Here is a 17,571-nt window from a genome sequence, read left to right as displayed (position 1 = left end):
GGCGATCCGGCCGCCGCCTGATGCAACCGTGAGCCATGGCCTCTTGCCCGTGGGCGTGCCAGTATGTTGGGAATCAGGGTCAATTCAATGGGGCCCGGCCGCGGGCAGAATGGACGCACGGTTGTGACATACATCTACAACTTACGCGATGTGGGAAGCGCCGATCTCGCCATGGCCGGTGGCAAGGGTGTTGGCCTGGGCGGCCTGGTCCAGGCGGGGGTGCCGGTCCCTCCAGGGTTTGTCTTGAACACCGCAGCCTATTCGGCTTTTGTGGATGCCAATCACCTTGGAGCGGGCATCCAGGAACTGGCCGCACTGTCGCCGCAAGCCACGCCGCAGGACTACGAAGACGCCTCGGAGCGGATCCGGGCCCTGTTTGCAGGCGGCACCATGCCCACCGGGATGGCCGACGAGCTTGGCGCGGCCTATCGAAGCCTCGGCAACGGGGACGAGGCCGTAGCTGTTCGCTCCTCTGCCACGGCCGAGGACCTCGCCTCGGCCAGCTTCGCCGGACAGCAGGAAACCTACCTCAACATCCGTGGCGCGGAAGCCTTGGCCGTCGCGGTGAGAGATTGCTGGGCTTCGCTGTGGACGGCGCGTGCCATGGCCTACCGGGTCCGTGAAGGCATCGGACCGGAAGCTGTGCGCCTGGCGGTCGTGGTCCAGCAGATGGTCGAGGCCGAGGCTGCCGGGGTCATGTTCACGGCCAATCCCTCCAACGGGCGGCGTGACCAGATTGTGATCGGTGCCGCGTGGGGCCTGGGGGAGTCCGTGGTCAGCGGAACCGTCACCACGGACGACGTCGTCGTCGATGCCGGGACTGAGCGGGTGCTGTCGCGGCGGACGGCAGACAAGGAGACGATGACTGTCTACGCGGGGGGCGGCCAAGGAACCACAGAGCAACCGGTGCCGGCCGCTCGCCGGAACCAGCCAGTGCTCGACGACGGCGCGGCGGCCGCGCTGGCCCGCTACGGGACCCGGATTGCCGATCATTTCGGAGTCCCGCAGGACATCGAGTGGGCACGGGATGGCGGCGAATTTTTCATCCTGCAGTCCCGGCCCATCACGGCACTGCCTGAACCTGCGGCTGACATCCCGGATACCTGGCCCGTGCCCTATCCGAAAGGACTTTATTTCCGGGCGAGCATCGTGGAACAACTGCCGGACCCGCTCTCGCCGCTGTTCGCCGACCTCATTGACGGCTCGGTGACCCGGTCGCTCAAAGCCTTAATGAACGAAGCCGTCGGCAGTGACGTCGTCCGGGACGGCGACGTTGGACTGCCAACGGTCAACGGTTACGCCTACTACTACTACCGCACCTCAGGAATGTGGCGGGTGATGGGCAAGGCGCCGGCGGCTATGCTCGCCCTGGCTCGCGGCGAGGCGCACATGGGCGTAGATGGCTGGCGGGAATTCTCATCCCCGCTACCGGCAGGTGATCAAAGGATGGTCGGAAAAGTCGATAGGGGAGCTCTCGGGTGGGGAACTGCTTGAGGGCGTCCGGACGTTGCTCGATGCGGGGACCGTCTACTACACGGCCGTGGAGTCAGTCATTCCGATCGCCGCGGTGAGCGAAATCTCTTTCCGGGCCTATTACGACAAACTCGTTCGGCGCCAAGGAGATCCCCCGGCCGAAACATTCCTCCTGGGCTACGACAGCGAACCGATCCGGGCGGAGAAGTCGTTGTACGACCTCGCAGGCTGGGCCCGGGAAGTTCAGGGGCTGGCCCCGGCGATCCTCAAAGAGTCGACGGCGACGCTGGCCGAGTCACAGCGCACCGGGCTCCCGCCTGCCGGCATGGATCAAGCGCTTTGGGAGCAATGGCATCCACGCTTCCAGGCCCACCTCGACCGGTTCGGCCATGCGGTCTACAACCTTGACTTCCTCAGCCCTCTCCCGGCCGACGATCCTGCGGCGCTGCTGGACACGGTCAAGTTTTACCTACGGGGACAGGGCAACGACCCGCACGAGCGCCAGCGCCTTTCGGCCGCCCGGCGGGAGGACGAAACCGAACGAATGCTTGCCCGGCTTCGGCAAGGCCGGCTCGGGCGGAACCGCCGGGCCGCGTTCCTCCGTCTGCTCCGGTGGGCGCAGAAGTCCGCACCGATCCGCGAGGACGCCCTGGCCGACGTCGGGCTGGCCTGGCCCCTGATTCGGCGGATGCTGCTTGAGCTCGGACAACGACTGGCCGGCTCCGGAGTCATCAGCCGGGCCGCCGACGTGTTCTGGCTGCGCGAGCAGGAGCTGCGGACCGCCGTCGAGTTCGGCCTTGCGGGGGAGGGAACGATCACCGGAACGGAAAGGCCCGTACGGGCCGAAGCTATCGAGGAACGCAAGATGCTCTGGCGCGGCCAGGCAAAGGCCGCGGCCCCGCAACTGCTACCGGAGAGCCGTTGGATGGAACGGACCTTCGGGGGGATGATGCCGGCACGCTCGCAGCAACAGCAAGGCGACGTCATCAAGGGAGTCGGCGCCAGCTCGGGCCGGGTCACTGCTCCTGCCCGGGTCCTCAGCGGGCCCCAGGACTTCGCACTGATGATGCCCGGGGACGTCCTGGTCGCCCGGATCACCACGCCTGCATGGACCTCCCTGTTCGCGATGGCCTCGGCCGTGGTCACAGACGTTGGCGGCCCGTTGAGCCACAGCTCGATCGTTGCCCGGGAGTACGGCATCCCCGCAGTGCTAGGCACCGGAGTGGCCACCCAGCGCATTGCCAGCGGTCAACGGATCCGCGTCGACGGCGACGCCGGCATTGTCACGATTGAGGGGCTGCCTTCAGGGAAATGACAGCAGGTCAGCTCCGGACGGAGGTCAGTATGCGTTCGCCGTTGAAGTATTCGAGCTGCCAGCCGTCAACGGGGTGATGGTGTGCCAAATTGAGCACAGCGTTGTCGATGCTTTCCAAGGTGCGGCCTATGGCGCGGTTGAGGCTCACCCGGAGGAGCGTGCCGTGGGCGACCACCAGGACGCGGCGGCCACGGAACTCTTCAGCCAGTGCTTCCAGCGCTCCTAAACCGCGGGATGCTGCCTCGTCCTCGCTTTCTGCGCCCCGGAGATTGCCGGAGATGCGCAATGCGTCCAGTTCCGGGCCGGCCCGGAGGCCTTCGGCTGGTCCGAAGCGACGCTCGGTGAGCTCCGGCACGCGCCGGTCCACACTGCGCCCCAGCCCGGCTGCGATCAGGTCCGCAGTTTCCGCGGCCCGGCTCAGCGGCGAGGATACGATCGCGTCCCACTCGTAACCCGACAGGACGGCGACGGCGTCACGCGCTTGGCCGCGGCCGACGTCGTTGAGCGGAATGTCAGTGGATCCTTGCAGCCGGCGCTGCGCATTCCAATCTGTCTGGCCATGGCGGATGAGGGCGAATGTCGTGAGGGGCATGTTTTCCATTCTGCCCTGCGTTCGTTCTGCCTCCCGCATCCGGGCAGTTGAGTAAATGAACGTGGAGTGAAGGTTGGGTCAATAGGCGCCCCAAGACCGCCAAACGGGACCGGGCCCGCGGTCGAGCCTTTGTACGGTGGACGCATGAAATCCCCCCTTAAGTCCCGCAGCGTCCTGACTGCCGGTCTGGTACTCGCCGTCTCTTCAGCGATCCTCAGCCCCGTGGGCCCCACCCACGCCGACGGCGGTCAGAACAGCGAAAACGGTAGGGATCGGAGCGCGCACCTCAACCTTGGTGCCGCCGATCTTCCCGAGAACCGGACCGTGACAACCCTCGCCCCAGGCGTCACGTTGACCAAGATCAGCCGTGGTGGAGCAGACTCTTCGCTTTTCTGGACGGCTGAAGTTGCCATCCCTTCGGATTCGCCGGATCCTGACGCGCCCGCCTCGGCGCTCTCAAGCCAGGCCACCGCGCAGCGCACCGCCGATAAGCTCAAAGCCGCCGGCGTCGATGCCCGGGTCGAACAGGTCCAGTCACCCCAGCTGGCTGATGCCGGGGGCGATCTCGGATACCGGGTCCGCGCCGGCCGTCTTGCAGCGCGGGCCGACGGGGCCCCTATCGTCGCGAAGATCAAGGCCGCCGGTTTCGCCTCGTCCGTGATCTACTCAGGCTGGGACGGCGACGCCGGGACCAGCACGAAGACCCGCGGACCGTGGAACCTTGATGTCATCACGATCGACCCAGGGACATACCAGGGTCAGCTTGCGGCCTCATTCGGCCCGGATCTGGAGAAGCGGGAGACGACCAGCCAACTGGCGTCCGACGCACACGCCATCGCCGCGATCAACGCTGGTTTCTTCGTCTTCGATCCGAAGGCCGGTGCCGAAGGTGACCCCGCCGGTGTTGGTGTGTACGCCGGGAAAACCCTCAGCGAACCCGTCGCCGACCGTCCGGCCCTGGTCATTGACGGCAAGAAGAACGCCACCAGCATCCAGCGCCTAACCTGGGCCGGGAAGATCTCCTCGGGGTCCGGGGAGACGGCTTTGGACGGCATCGACCGGGTTCCCGGCCTGATCCGAAACTGCGGCGGCGCCAACGACTTGCCGACCCCGCGCGCACTCCAGGACGTCACCTGCACCAACCCGAACGAGCTCGTGACCTTCACCCCGGAGTTCGGGCCGTCCACTCCTGCCGGGGCGGGCCTTGAGGTGACGGTGGACAGCCACGACACCGTAACTTCCATCGCAGAAACCCGCGGTTCGGCTGTTCCTGCGGGCGGACACACGGTCCAGGCGACTGGAACCGACGTCGCACGGCTCCGCGCACTGGCGCCCTTGGGCGCCAAGCTGAAGATCGACGCCGGCCTGCTCGGCGAGGATGGCAAGACCCTCCACACCAATAAGTCCACGAGTGTCGTGAACGGCGGCCCGCTGCTGGTCAAGGACGGCAGCGAGGACGTCACCGTCAAACATGACGGCATGGTCCACCCCAATGACGGAAACAGCTTCTACTACGGCTGGGTCCACAAGCGGAACCCCCGGACCTTCGCCGGGACCGATGCCCAGGGTAGAACCATGCTTGTCACCGCAGACGGACGCTCAACGGCCTCGCTGGGACTGAGCTTGAAGGAAGAGGCGGACGTCGCCGTGTCGCTCGGCATGGTTCAGGCCATGAACCTGGACGGTGGCGGCTCAACAACAGCGGTTGCCGGCGGAAAAGTCCTGAACAGCCCGTCGGGCGGATCGGAGCGTGCCGTCGGGGACGCCCTGCTCGTGCTCCCTGCCCGCAAGCACGAGCAGTAGTACTGCCAGGTTGACCGGACGCGGGGCGTGCCCTGCGTCCGGTCCGTCCTCCGCGGCGGCACTGGACGGCGTCGGTGCACACAGCCATCATGGAAGGAATCGCGAGGGCTGGATTGCCATGCGCAGTTGGCGGTGGCACCCCGCGGCGGAGGTGCGGTGGCATGTCACACATACCGGTGCCGGAGGAGCGCGCCAGTTCCGCCGTTCCGCGCGAGCCGGACGAGCTTTTCCTGAGCAACTACTTCGCGCAAGTGTCCGCGGAAGACCTGCGGAGCTACAGTCCCCGGATGCTCCGTGCAAGGGTGGGACACCACCTGAAAGTGGCGTCGTCGCGGGCCCCGGGCCAGGCCGCCGTCGGGATCCTGAACGAATTGGACGCCAGCGTCATTGCCGTGGTGACCGACGACATCCCGTACCTTGTCCATTCCATCACAGCGGAACTCACACGCGACGATGCCACGATCCGGCTGTTTGTGCATCCGAGCTTCCACGTGCTGCGGGATCCCGTTACTCACGAGTTGGTGGACGTCTGGACCGGTTCCTCCGCGAAGGGCGCCCTGGCAGGGCGTTCCCGGGAAGGAGGCGCCAGCGAAGTCTGGATTGCGGCCGAGATCGGCAGGCTGGCGGACGACGACGCCGCAAGGGAACTCACGGAGAACCTGTACCGGGTGCTTGAGGATGTTCGGGTTGCTGCCGAGGACGCTGCTGCCATCCACGGCAAGTTGCAAGACGCCATGGTTTCCGCGAGCGGATTACCGGACACCGTTGCTCCGCCACAGGAAGAGATCCGCGAGCTGCTTCTCTGGCTCGACGATGGCAACTTCCTGTTCCTGGGGTATGACGAATATGAGCTCACGACGGCGGGCGGCGGGGAGCTGCTCTCCGGGCGGCAGGGTTCCGGGCTGGGCCTGCTGAGAGGAGCGCAGGGGCACACCGCCGCAGGATGGCCACCACCGGGGTTGCCGAGGGAACGTGGGTCACAAGCGCTCACGCTTGCCACTTCAGAAGTAAGGTCCACCGTCCTGAGGCGGTCTTACTTGGATGAGTTGCACTTGCAGGTCTTCAACGAGGCCGGCAAGAAGACGGGGGTACGACGGTTCGTGGGGCTGTTTACCTCGGGCGCCGCCCATCAATCCGTCCGGCGAATTCCGGTGATCCGTGAAAAGGTCCAGGTTGTCGGCGAGGGCTTGGGATTGACGCCACGGTCCCATCACGGCAAGGACCTGTTAGCCATTCTGGAGACCTTCCCGCGCGATGAACTTTTCCACATTGATGTGGATGACCTCACCCGGCTGGCGGGTGAAATCCTCCGCGCCGAGGTACAGCGGCGGACGCGGGTATTCCTCCGGCCGGACAGTTTGGGCCGATTCATGTCCGCGGTGGTCCTCTTCCCGCGGCGCCGCTACAGCACTGCCGTCCGGTTGCTGATGGAGCAGGAGCTCCGGCAGGTCTTCAAAGCGAAATCCATTGAGTTCGATGTCAGCCTGACAGACTCGCCCATGGCCCGCGTCTTCTTCCGGATCCACATGGCCGGCGCCGCGTTGGATGCGCCGGAATCCGTCGCCGTCGACGTCGATCCCTCCCAACTGGAGCGGCGGCTGGTCTCAGCCACCCGCCCATGGGCGGAGGGTCTTGAAGAAGTAATCCGTGAGCGCTTCACGTCCGCCGAGGCCGCACGGCTTTCCGAACTGTGGTCGGACGCGTTCCCCCGAGTTATCGCGCGGACTACACGGCGGAAACTGCTGTCGGGGACATCATGAATTTCGAGTCGTTCGACCTCGACGGCACAGGCGGCCGCCATCACGGCGATCCGCTGCTTACGGTTTACGTCAGGCCGGGCATGTTGCCTACCCTCGCCGAGGACGCACGGATCCGCCTCTACCTGACCAAGCCCAGGAGCCTCACGCAGATCTTGCCGTTCCTACACAACCTCGGGCTGGAGGTGTTGGACCAGCGCCCCTTCGAACTCCGGCGGGGGAGCGGGCAGGACTTGTTCCTTTACGACCTCGGCGTGAAGTATCCCGCCGGAGTCGACCCGGAGGCTACCAGGGAACTGATCGCTGATGCCTTCGCCGCCGCCATGCGCGGTGACGTTGAATCCGACCGCATCGACGCACTGGTCATCCGGGAGCGGGTGGGCTGGCGACAGGCGGCCATATTGCGAAGCTACGCGAAGTATCTCCAGCAGCTGGGAACCACCAACTCGTACGGGTTCATCGCGGACACGCTGATCGGCAACGCCCGGGCCACCCATGCACTCCTGGACTTGTTCCAGGCGAAGTTCGATCCTGGGCTGGACGATTCCGGCCGCCTTGGGGACACGGCAGCTGCCCGGGAGGAGTTGCTGGCTGCCATTGACGAGATTCCCGTCCTTGACGCAGACCGTTTGCTGCGCGCCTTCATGGACCTTGTGGAAGCCACAACGCGGACCAACTACTTCCAGGGCAAGGCACACCTGAGCTTCAAGCTGAATCCTGCGGCCATCGTCAACGCACCGTTTCCGCGACCGAAGTACGAGGTCTGGGTATACTCCCCGCGGGTTGAAGGCGTCCACCTCCGTTTCGGCGCGTTGGCCCGGGGCGGGCTGCGCTGGTCTGATCGAAGCGAGGATTTCCGGACCGAGGTCCTCGGGTTGGTCAAGGCACAAAACGTAAAGAACTCGGTTATTGTGCCGACGGGGGCCAAGGGAGGGTTCTATCCCAAGAGGTTGCCCGACCCGGCCGCCGATAGGGAGGCATGGCTTGCTGAAGGCCTGGAATGCTACCGGATATTTGTGAGGGGCCTGTTGGACCTGACCGACAATCTGGTGATCACGCCACTCGGTGAGGCGGTGGTGCCCCCTGAACGTGTCGCACGGCACGACGGCGACGACTACTACCTCGTAGTAGCCGCCGACAAGGGAACTGCATCTTTTTCCGACACAGCCAACGTTCTGGCCCGGGACTATGGCTTCTGGCTCGGCGACGCCTTCGCGTCCGGCGGGTCCGTGGGCTATGACCACAAGCGGATGGGGATAACGGCCCGCGGCGCATGGGAATCCGTAAAGCACCATTTCGGCGAGCTTGGCATGGACTCGCAGGGAGAGGACTTCACGGTGGCCGGCATCGGAGACATGAGCGGCGATGTGTTTGGAAACGCGATGCTGCTCTCGCCGCACATCCGGCTGGTGGCCGCATTTGACCATCGGGACATCTTTCTTGATCCGAACCCCGATGCGGCAGCGTCCTTCAAAGAGCGCAAGCGTTTATTTGCCCTTCCCCGTTCGTCCTGGGCCGATTACGATCCCGCCCTGATCAGCGAAGGCGGGGGCGTCCACTCCCGCAGGGCCAAGAGCATCGACGTCACGGAAGAGGTCCGGGTATGCCTCGGTCTGGAGCCGGAAACCGTATCTCTGGCACCTCACGCACTCTTGCAGGCCATTCTCCGCGCCCCCGTGGACCTGCTCTACAACGGTGGCATCGGAACGTACGTCAAAGCCGCTACGGAGAGCCAAACCGACGTGGGCGACAAGGCCAACGATGCCATCAGGGTCAACGGCAACGAACTGAGGGCCCGCACCATGGTCGAAGGCGGAAACCTGGGCGTCACCCAGCACGGACGGGTGGAGGCGGCCGTTGGCGGGGTCCTGCTTAACACTGATGCGATAGACAATTCGGCCGGCGTCGACTGCTCGGACCATGAGGTCAACATCAAAATCTTCATTGACCGGATGATCGCCACCGGGAAGATGCGGGCCGAGGATCGGACGGGCTTCCTTCAATCCCTGACCGGCGAAGTCACCAGGCAGGTCCTGGCAAACAATGTGGACCAAAACGTCCTCCTTTTCAACGACCGGTACATGGCCCCGGACCTGAGCGCCGGTTTTGAACGGATCATGGACGGGCTGGAAAAGACTGCCGACTTGGACCGCGGCTTGGAGGGGTTGCCGAGTACGGAACAACTCCAACACAGGCTCCAGGCGGGCAAAGGATTGACTGCCCCGGAACTATCGGTGCTTGCCGCCTACGCGAAGATCGAACTCGCGAAGGAACTCATTGAGAGCGACCTCCCCGATGATCCGTGGTTCAAGCGGGTGCTCCGCGGCTACTTTCCGTACCAGTTGTCCGAGCGCTTCGATGCGGAGCTGGACGAACACCCCCTGCGCCGGCAGATCATCTGCACGGTGCTAGCCAATGACATGATCAACCTCGGAGGAATCACCTTCGCGTTCCGTGCCATCGAGGAAACCACGGCCACTGCCGCGGCCGTAGCCAAGGCCTTCGTGGTTGTCCGCGAGGCATACGGGCTGCATTGGTTCGTGGACAGGATTGCCGGGCTACCTCCGGGATTTCCCCGTGGACACGCCGCGGCAGTGCTCCTGCCCTTGCGCAGGCTCCTCGACCGGTCAACCCGCTGGTACGTGACCCATGACCATCGGGACCAGACAGTCGCCGAGGCCTTGAACAGGATCGCGCCGACACTGGACCTGCTGCGGACCCGGACGTCCGAGTTTCTGCGCGGCTCGGATTTGGACCGCGCCAAGGAGCGGCTGGCGCACTGGATCGACGTCGGAATGCCGCCAGAGCTGGGACGGCGCGCCTCTGATCTGTTGGAAAGCTTCTCGTTGCTGGACATCTCGCTCGTGTCGGAGCAGGTGGATGAACCACTCACCACGATCGCCGACATGTACCACACGGTCATTCACTGGATCGGTGTGGGAACCTTGTTGCTCCGCATCACTGACCTGCCGCGGCAGAGCCGGTGGGAAGCGCTGGCCCGTGCTGCCCTGCGCGACGACGCTTACTCCGCCGTCGTCAACATAACAATTTCCGTCATGCGGACCACCCAAAGGAGCGAAGCCTCCGGAGCCTCGGCCGTGGAACGCATCGTGGAGTGGGAGCGCGGACGTCAAGAGCAACTTGGACGGATCAAGGACACCTTCGCGGAGGTCACCAAGCCCGGCCAGGTGGACCTCGCCTCGATCTCCGTGGCCCTGAAACTCCTGCGGACCCTGGCGAAGCGGTAGCGGGACATTCGCTCGTGATGCTTTTCCGGCTCGGTGGCGAGTCCTCTAGGATTGATGCTTGATGGCAGCACTTAATGAAACCTCCGATCAGCCCGAGTCCGCATCGCAGCGTGGGCCCGTCTTTGTAGACGCCTCGGGTCGGCGTCTGCGTCGGGTTAAGCTGATCGGCCTCGGGGCACTCGGACTCGCGGCAGGGTATGTCATTCTCCTGTTGGTCGCTTTAGTCGGCGGGCCAAACATTGCGGCGCCGTACCTGCCCCTGCCGTCGGTTCCTGCCGCTCCGGCGGCCCCGGTTGCCCGTGATCTTCCGTCATCTCCTGCGGCACCGGTTTCCAATGCCGCAGGGCCCCCAGCAAACGAAGATCAGCGGCTTGCGCCAGTAGCGCCGGTGGCTTTCCAGGCTCCGGGGACTCCGCCGTCGCCCATTCCTGTGGCACAACCGATCAACGGTGCGGCCGCGCTGCACGCTGCCCCCTTCGCTCCTGCCGCGACTCCTGCGCCGCCAACCAGTCCGGGCAAGAGTGGGAACGCTCCCGGCCAGGCAACGCGCCCGTCCACGCCCGCGCACCCGTGACTGGGCGTCGCCTCAGCAAGCGGACTGCTCCGGTTGGTGTCAAGGCACACTGGTTCATCCTTGTGGCCGTCCTGCTGGCGCTTGGTGTTGCGCTTGTGGTGCAGGGATATATGCACCACCTCGGCGGGATCGGCGATGACTCCGTGCCAGCGGACGGGCCCGCAAGTTCCGTCCCGAAGTCCGTCTCCCAGGGCGGTCCGGTCATCGATTCCCGTGGCGGGACTGTCCGCACCGTAAGTCCGCCGGATCGCACTGTCGCCCTGACGTTCGACGACGGACCGGACCCCGTGTGGACTCCGCAGATCCTTGACGTCTTGCGGAAACATCACGTCCATGGGACGTTCTTCGTGGTCGGCTCGGCAGCGATCGACAACCCCGACCTCCTGCGCCGAATTACGGCCGAAGGCCACGAGATCGGCGTTCACACGCTGACCCACGCCGACCTCGGAAGCGCTCCGGCTTGGCGCCAGCAGCTCGAGGTCCAGGGAGGCCAGCAAACGATCGCCGGCATCACCGGCCACGCCGCTACGCTCCTGCGGCCGCCGTACAGCTCTGAGAGCGACGCCGTCAGGGACGGCACCTGGAGAGCGATGCGCGCCGCGGCGGATCAGGGCTACCTCACCGTGCTCACCACCAAGGACAGCGAGGATTGGCGGCGGCCCGGCATCGCCGCGATCGAGCGGAACCTGGCCCCGTCCGGCCCGCAGGGCCAGATCCTCTTGATGCACGACGGCGGTGGAGACCGGGACCAGACGGTCGCGGCGCTCGACTCCGCCCTGACGACGTTCGCGGACCAAGGCTTCCGGGTCACGACGGTGGGCGACACCGTCGGGATCACAAGCATGCGGGACGCATCAGCGGGGGAGCAACTCAGCGGAACGGCGTTCGTGTGGGGCATACGGCTCAGCGATTTTGTCATCACCGCCATTTCGTGGGCTCTCGTTGCGGCGGGAATTGTCACGGTCATCCGTGCCGTACTCGTCGTCGCCTTCGCGGCGCGCCATAGGCGAGTTTCGCGTCGCCTCCGGGCGGCCACCGGCGGCCGCCGGCGGGTGGACGTGCCGGTGCGGCCCGAGGTCACCGAGCCTGTCAGCGTGATTGTGCCCGCCTACAACGAATCGGCAGGCATCGAAGCCGCAGTCCGATCCATCGTTGCCTCGACCCATCCGGTTGAGATCATCGTTGTCGACGACGGATCGACCGACAGTACCGCCGACATCGTGGAAGCGCTTGGGCTGCCGGGCGTCACTGTGATCCGGAAGGAGAACGGCGGTAAGCCGTCGGCCCTGAATGCCGGAATCGCTGCCGCCAGCCACGACCTTGTGGTGATGGTGGACGGCGACACAGTCTTCGAACCGGACACGGTCCATGCCCTCATTCAGCCTTTTGCCGATCCACGGGTGGGCGCGATTTCGGGGAACACCAAGGTAGCCAACCGCGGAGGGATCCTCGGCGCCTGGCAGCACATCGAGTACGTCGTCGGCTTTAATCTGGACCGCCGATTGTTCGACGTTGCGGAGTGCATGCCGACCGTTCCCGGGGCTATCGGTGCCTTCCGGCGCGAAGCCCTCCACCGGGTTGGCGGAGTCAGCGACGACACTCTCGCCGAGGACACGGACCTGACCATGTCCCTGTGCCGCGACGGTTGGCGCGTCGTATACCAGGAGGACGCGAGGGCCTGGACCGAGGCACCCGCGAGCCTGGGCGCGCTCTGGAAGCAGCGATACCGTTGGTGCTACGGCACGCTCCAGGCAATGTGGAAGCACCGCGGCGCGGTAGTGCAGGGTGGCCAGGCCGGCAAGCTCGGCCGGCGAGGGCTCGGTTACCTGCTGGTCCTCCAAGTGTTCCTTCCCTTGTTCGCCCCTATCGTCGATATCTTTGCTGTCTACGGCCTGATATTCCTTGATCCGGTCAGGATCGCGGAACTCTGGCTGGTCTTCCTTCTCGTTCAATTCCTCATGGCCGCCTACGCGTTCCGGCTCGACAATGAACGGCTTCGCCCGCTGTGGACGCTTCCGCTTCAGCAGTTCGTGTATCGGCAGCTCATGTATCTCGTCGTCATCCAGTCGGTGGTTACTGCCCTGGCAGGCGTGCATTTGCGGTGGCATCGAATGGAGCGGTACGGCAGCCTGCGCGTCCCTCCTGCTCCGCAGGGTCAACGGTAGCCTGGGCCGAGGGAAGTTCGCCCGCACCAAGTCTGCTTCCAAGGTGGGTCTACGCCTCAACCAATCCCACGCAAGCCGCCTCCACCCGTTCCGCGGTGTGCCAGGGCTGGGCGGTTCGATCTCTTGCCGGCAGTGGATTGTGGCGCCGCGGCGGGACGGGAAGATGTGGAATCGCGGATGGGCTGGCTTGCTTTGCAACGGGGACCGGCGGCGTTGGTGAAGGTCCGCGGACGGGTACTTCCGGGCATAGATCGGTGATCAGGCCCATTCCGGCACACTCACGCACATCACTGATGCCGCACACTGCGGCGAGTTTGTCGGGAAAGGACCTGGAGACTGCCACCACGGTTCCGTCCGGTGCTTTGAGTCTGAATCTGAAGCTCGTGTCCTCGTCGATGAAGACTTCAAACATTCCGGTCATGCGTATCCTCCTGAACAGCGGGCGGCTGGTGACGCCCGGTAGGTCTCGCCGGGTCCAAGACGCGCCGTCGCGCCCTGGACGTTTGGTCCGGCAAATGGATCATCTGACTCACAGCGTGCGATGCCCGCCACACAGTGTGGTTAACCAAAATACGGGGAAGAACCGCGACTGGCTAGTGCAAGGTGGGGGCGGGACGGTTACCGCTGCTCGAGGATCCGGTGGGCGGCGTCCTGAGCGGCCAATGCCGTGTCGTCCACTACTTGGCCGGACAAGTGACCTGCAGCGGCGATCGCCCTGCGCAGCTCCGCCACCGTGCGTGGCGTGCCCACGCCGTGGTGTGCCATTGCGTGGCAGTTGGCGCAGAGCGGAACGAGGTCCGATACCGGATCCAGCCGGTAGCCGCTACCGAGTTGCGACACGGGAACCACATGGTGGACCTGGATGAAGTCCTTGCCGATATCCCCGTACGTGACTTCGAAGGAGAAGCCGCATGCGGCACAGGACGTTCCGTGGAAAGCCAGGCAGATCCGTCGGGCTTCCCGGCTCCGCTCGTAGCGGTTCACTTCAACCCGGCTGACGGCTTCCTCGGGGTAGGTTCCGGGAACTGTCAGGCTCGGGTCGGACGCCGCTGGTCCGTGCTCGCGCCACAGGCGCTGAAGCCCGCGTTCCAGCCCTGGGGGGATGGCCCTCCCGGAACCGCGGACCCTGTTCCAGACCACGCCGGGCGCTTCACTGGCGAGAGCACTAGTTGGTATTTGGTCTCCGAGGGGAAGCAAGGCATCGAAAGCGACGTTTACGTACCGCACGGCGCTGCCCGGATCGGAGGATTCTTGCGCCTCATAGGTTTCGGACATGACCACGCCATGCCCGATGAGCCCGCGCCCGTGTTGGCCCTGGCCCTGCAGGAGGAGCCACGCCTGTGTTCCAGGCTGGATGTTCCGGTGTCGCCCGACGCTCCACCGGTCAAGGAATTGACCCGCGTCGGCCACATGATCGATCACGGCATCGTAGTTCCAAGCGTTCCAAAGGCCTGGATTCCATACCAAAATGATTGCGGCCATGGCTACTCCTCCCGGCCAACACGGGTTCCGGTTTATGCCAGTCTGGTCCGGACGATGTCGCTGACCAACTTGCCGTCGAAGCGGCCAGCCACCTTGGCTGTGACCGGCTTCATCACTGCACCCATCTGCCTGATGGTGAGCTCCTGGCCGTCGGCTTTCAAGGCAGCGATGGTTTCGTCGACGATTGCCTCAACTTCGGTTGTGGTCAACATCTTGGGCAAGTATGCCTCGATGACTTCTGCTTCGGTGATTTCCGCGGCGGCGCGCCCCGCTTCACCAGCTTCCGTGTAGATGCGGGCGGTGTCCCGGCGCTTGGCGGCTTCCTTTTGCAGCAGAGCCGTCACCTGGGTGTCGTCCAGTTGGATGGGTGTCTTACCGGACTTCTCGCGCGTCTCGATTTCTCCCAGCACGTTGCGCACCGTGGTGAGCGCGGTCTTGTTGTGGTCCTTCATATGGACGACGACGTCGGCATGCAGGCGGTCCTTCAGGGTGTTCATTGCGATCCCTCTCCTCAGTGGTGCTTCCATTCTTCACGAATTTGGCCCTCTAATATTCTGCCCCGGCAAATGCCCCAAGAAGGCCTGCAGAGACGTAGCATCAAGGTAGGCGGCAGCCAGGAGTGTGGCGAAATGTTTGAGAGATTTACGGACCGTGCCCGTCGCGTTGTCGTGCTTGCCCAAGAAGAGGCACGCATGCTCAACCACAACTACATCGGTACCGAGCACATCCTCTTGGGTCTGATCCAAGAGGGTGAAGGCGTTGCCGCGAAAGCGCTTGAGTCCATGAGCATCTCGCTCGAGGGCGTCCGCGAGCAGGTACAGGAGATCATCGGCCAGGGCCGGCAGGCGCCGTCCGGTCACATCCCCTTCACGCCGCGCGCCAAGAAGGTACTTGAGCTCGCACTGCGGGAGGCCCTGCAGCTCGGCCACAACTACATCGGCACCGAGCACATCCTGCTGGGCCTCATCCGTGAGGGCGAAGGGGTTGCCGCGCAGGTGCTCGTCAAGCTTGGCGCGGACCTCAACCGGGTCCGCCAGCAGGTCATCCAGCTGCTCTCCGGCTACCAAGGCAAGGAACCATCCGGCGCCAGCCCAGGTGCCGGACCGGCCCAAGCTGAGGTCCTCCCTGCCGGTTCGGTGGTGCTGGACCAGTTCGGCCGCAACCTCACCCAGGCCGCGCGCGAAAACAAGCTTGATCCGGTGATCGGCCGCGAGCTGGAGATGGAACGCGTCATGCAGGTCCTCTCCCGCCGCACCAAGAACAACCCCGTCCTGATCGGCGAGCCCGGCGTTGGCAAGACTGCCGTCGTCGAAGGCCTCGCCCAGGCGATCGTCCGTGGGGACGTCCCCGGCACTCTCAAGGACAAGCAGCTTTACACCCTCGACTTGGGCTCCGTTGTGGCGGGTTCCCGGTACCGCGGTGACTTCGAAGAGCGGCTGAAGAAGGTCCTCAAGGAGATCCGCACCCGCGGCGACATCCTTTTGTTCATTGACGAGATCCACACCCTGGTGGGCGCCGGTGCGGCAGAGGGTGCCATCGATGCCGCGTCGATTCTTAAGCCATTGCTCGCGAGGGGCGAGCTCCAGACCATTGGGGCCACCACCCTGGATGAGTACCGTAAGCACATCGAGAAGGATGCCGCCCTGGAGCGCCGCTTCCAGCCGATCCAGGTCCAGGAACCCTCAGTCTCCCTCACTGTTGAGATCCTGAAAGGCCTGCGTGACCGCTACGAAGCGCACCACCGCGTGACCATCACCGACGGCGCGCTGGTCGCTGCGGCGAACCTCTCGGAGCGTTATGTCTCCGACCGTTTCCTGCCGGACAAGGCGATCGACCTGATCGACGAAGCAGGTGCCCGCCTGCGCATTCGCCGCATGACCCCACCGCCGGAGCTCAAGGCCATGGATGCGCGCATCGCCGAAGTGAAGATGGAGAAGGAATCGGCCATCGACGCCCAGGACTTCGAAGGCGCCGCCTCGCTGCGCGCGAAGGAGCAGAATCTCCTCGCCGAGCGCAGGGATAAGGAACGCAGATGGAAGTCCGGCGGCATGGACGGCATGGCAGAGGTCAACGAGGAACTGATTGCCGAGGTGCTGGCGAATTCCACCGGTATCCCGGTCTTCAAACTGACCGAGGAAGAATCCAGCCGCCTGCTCAAGATGGAGGAGGAACTTCATAAGAGGGTTATTGGCCAGAATGAGGCGATTAGCTCGGTGTCGCGGGCGATCCGCCGCACCCGTGCAGGCCTCAAGGACCCCAAGCGTCCCGGCGGTTCGTTCATCTTCGCGGGCCCCACCGGCGTCGGCAAGACCGAACTCGCCAAGGCCCTCGCCGAATTCCTCTTCGCCGATGAAGAGGCGCTCATCACGCTGGACATGTCCGAGTACTCGGAAAAGCACTCGGTCTCAAGGTTGTTCGGTGCCCCTCCGGGCTACGTCGGCTACGACGAGGGCGGGCAGCTGACCGAGAAGGTCCGCCGTCGTCCGTTCTCCGTGGTGCTGTTCGATGAAGTGGAGAAGGCCCACTCCGACCTCTTCAACTCGTTGCTGCAAATCCTCGAGGACGGCCGGCTGACGGATAGCCATGGCCGCGTGGTGGACTTCAAGAACACCGTGATCATCATGACCACCAACCTGGGAACCCGCGATATCTCCAAGAGCGTGGCGACAGGCTTCCAGTCCGGCACGGACACCACCACCGGCTACAACCGGATGCGGGCACGGGTGACCGAAGAGCTCAAACAGCAATTCCGCCCCGAGTTCCTCAACCGCGTTGACGACGTCATCGTGTTCCCCCAGCTGAGCCAGGAGGAGATCATCGAGATCGTGGACTTGATGATCGGCCGCCTGGAGCAGCACTTGGCGGACAAGAACATGGGCATCGAGCTCACCGCCGCCGCCAAGGTGCTCCTGGCCACACGTGGCTACAACCCGGCCATGGGCGCCCGGCCGCTGCGACGCACCATCCAGCGCGAGATCGAAGACCAGCTCTCCGAGAAGATCCTCTTCGGAGAACTGCACCCGGGCGATATTGTGGTGGTTGACGTGGAAGGAGAAGGCGACGACGCCAAGTTCACGTTCGCAGGCAATGCCAAGCCGCGCATCCCCGACGCACTGCCCGCCGTAAGTTAGACGCACTGCCCGCCGTAAGTTAGCAGTAAAC

General features: G+C 64.7%; 12 protein-coding genes. 8 read left to right on the top strand and 4 right to left on the bottom strand.

The window, feature by feature from the left end:
* Positions 1 to 123 precede the first annotated feature (123 nt).
* Both OW521_RS24260 and OW521_RS24255 read left to right on the top strand, forming a co-directional pair.
* On the top strand, positions 124 to 1,494 hold the full coding sequence (locus tag OW521_RS24260) for a PEP/pyruvate-binding domain-containing protein (RefSeq protein ID WP_326493994.1): 1,371 nt from the start codon (positions 124 to 126) through the stop codon (positions 1,492 to 1,494).
* Positions 1,436 to 2,788, top strand: coding sequence for a PEP-utilizing enzyme (locus tag OW521_RS24255; RefSeq protein WP_326493993.1), 1,353 nt, complete (start codon positions 1,436 to 1,438; stop codon positions 2,786 to 2,788). The genes OW521_RS24260 and OW521_RS24255 overlap by 59 nt, the downstream gene beginning before the upstream one ends.
* A 7-nt stretch (positions 2,789 to 2,795) precedes the next feature.
* Here the strand turns inward: OW521_RS24255 and OW521_RS23020 are convergent, their stop codons facing one another.
* Positions 2,796 to 3,380 carry a histidine phosphatase family protein gene (locus OW521_RS23020; RefSeq protein ID WP_268021766.1) on the bottom strand — a complete coding sequence of 195 codons (585 nt, stop codon included), beginning with the start codon at positions 3,378 to 3,380 and terminating at the stop codon, positions 2,796 to 2,798.
* Positions 3,381 to 3,524: 144 nt separating this feature from the next.
* Between OW521_RS23020 and OW521_RS23015 the strand changes: the two genes are divergently transcribed.
* The 5 genes from OW521_RS23015 to OW521_RS23000 all read left to right on the top strand — a co-directional run bounded on the left by OW521_RS23015 (position 3,525) and on the right by OW521_RS23000 (position 12,927).
* A complete protein-coding gene (locus OW521_RS23015; RefSeq protein ID WP_268021765.1) occupies positions 3,525 to 5,183 on the top strand; it encodes a phosphodiester glycosidase family protein in 1,659 nt (552 codons plus the stop codon).
* 161 nt (positions 5,184 to 5,344) lie between these two features.
* Positions 5,345 to 6,943 carry a hypothetical protein gene (locus OW521_RS24480; protein ID WP_442781194.1) on the top strand — a complete coding sequence of 533 codons (1,599 nt, stop codon included), beginning with the start codon at positions 5,345 to 5,347 and terminating at the stop codon, positions 6,941 to 6,943.
* Positions 6,940 to 10,188, top strand: a complete 3,249-nt coding sequence (locus OW521_RS23010; protein WP_442781193.1) for an NAD-glutamate dehydrogenase domain-containing protein — start codon at positions 6,940 to 6,942, stop codon at positions 10,186 to 10,188. Before OW521_RS24480 ends, OW521_RS23010 begins: the two co-directional genes overlap by 4 nt.
* Before the next feature lie 61 nt (positions 10,189 to 10,249).
* Positions 10,250 to 10,762 (top strand): hypothetical protein, encoded by a 513-nt coding sequence (locus OW521_RS23005; protein ID WP_268021764.1) that lies wholly within the window; start codon positions 10,250 to 10,252, stop codon positions 10,760 to 10,762.
* On the top strand, positions 10,759 to 12,927 hold the full coding sequence (locus OW521_RS23000) for a bifunctional polysaccharide deacetylase/glycosyltransferase family 2 protein (protein WP_268021763.1): 2,169 nt from the start codon (positions 10,759 to 10,761) through the stop codon (positions 12,925 to 12,927). The genes OW521_RS23005 and OW521_RS23000 overlap by 4 nt, the downstream gene beginning before the upstream one ends.
* 49 nt (positions 12,928 to 12,976) lie before the next feature.
* Here the strand turns inward: OW521_RS23000 and OW521_RS24250 are convergent, their stop codons facing one another.
* The 3 genes from OW521_RS24250 to OW521_RS22985 all read right to left on the bottom strand — a co-directional run bounded on the left by OW521_RS24250 (position 12,977) and on the right by OW521_RS22985 (position 14,906).
* Positions 12,977 to 13,339, bottom strand: a complete 363-nt coding sequence (locus OW521_RS24250; RefSeq protein ID WP_326494044.1) for a YegP family protein — start codon at positions 13,337 to 13,339, stop codon at positions 12,977 to 12,979.
* A 206-nt stretch (positions 13,340 to 13,545) separates the two neighbouring features.
* On the bottom strand, positions 13,546 to 14,409 hold the full coding sequence (locus OW521_RS22990) for an HNH endonuclease (RefSeq protein WP_268021762.1): 864 nt from the start codon (positions 14,407 to 14,409) through the stop codon (positions 13,546 to 13,548).
* 32 nt (positions 14,410 to 14,441) lie between these two features.
* Positions 14,442 to 14,906: a GatB/YqeY domain-containing protein gene (locus tag OW521_RS22985; protein ID WP_268021761.1), complete on the bottom strand. Its 465-nt coding sequence runs from the start codon at positions 14,904 to 14,906 to the stop codon at positions 14,442 to 14,444.
* 132 nt (positions 14,907 to 15,038) lie between these two features.
* Between OW521_RS22985 and OW521_RS22980 the strand changes: the two genes are divergently transcribed.
* Positions 15,039 to 17,540, top strand: coding sequence for an ATP-dependent Clp protease ATP-binding subunit (locus OW521_RS22980; protein ID WP_268021760.1), 2,502 nt, complete (start codon positions 15,039 to 15,041; stop codon positions 17,538 to 17,540).
* The last annotated feature ends 31 nt before the right edge of the window (positions 17,541 to 17,571 follow it).

The organism is Arthrobacter sp. MMS18-M83, from assembly GCF_026683955.1.
GTDB lineage: Bacteria > Actinomycetota > Actinomycetes > Actinomycetales > Micrococcaceae > Arthrobacter.
This window is presented reverse-complemented; position numbering and strand designations above follow the sequence as displayed.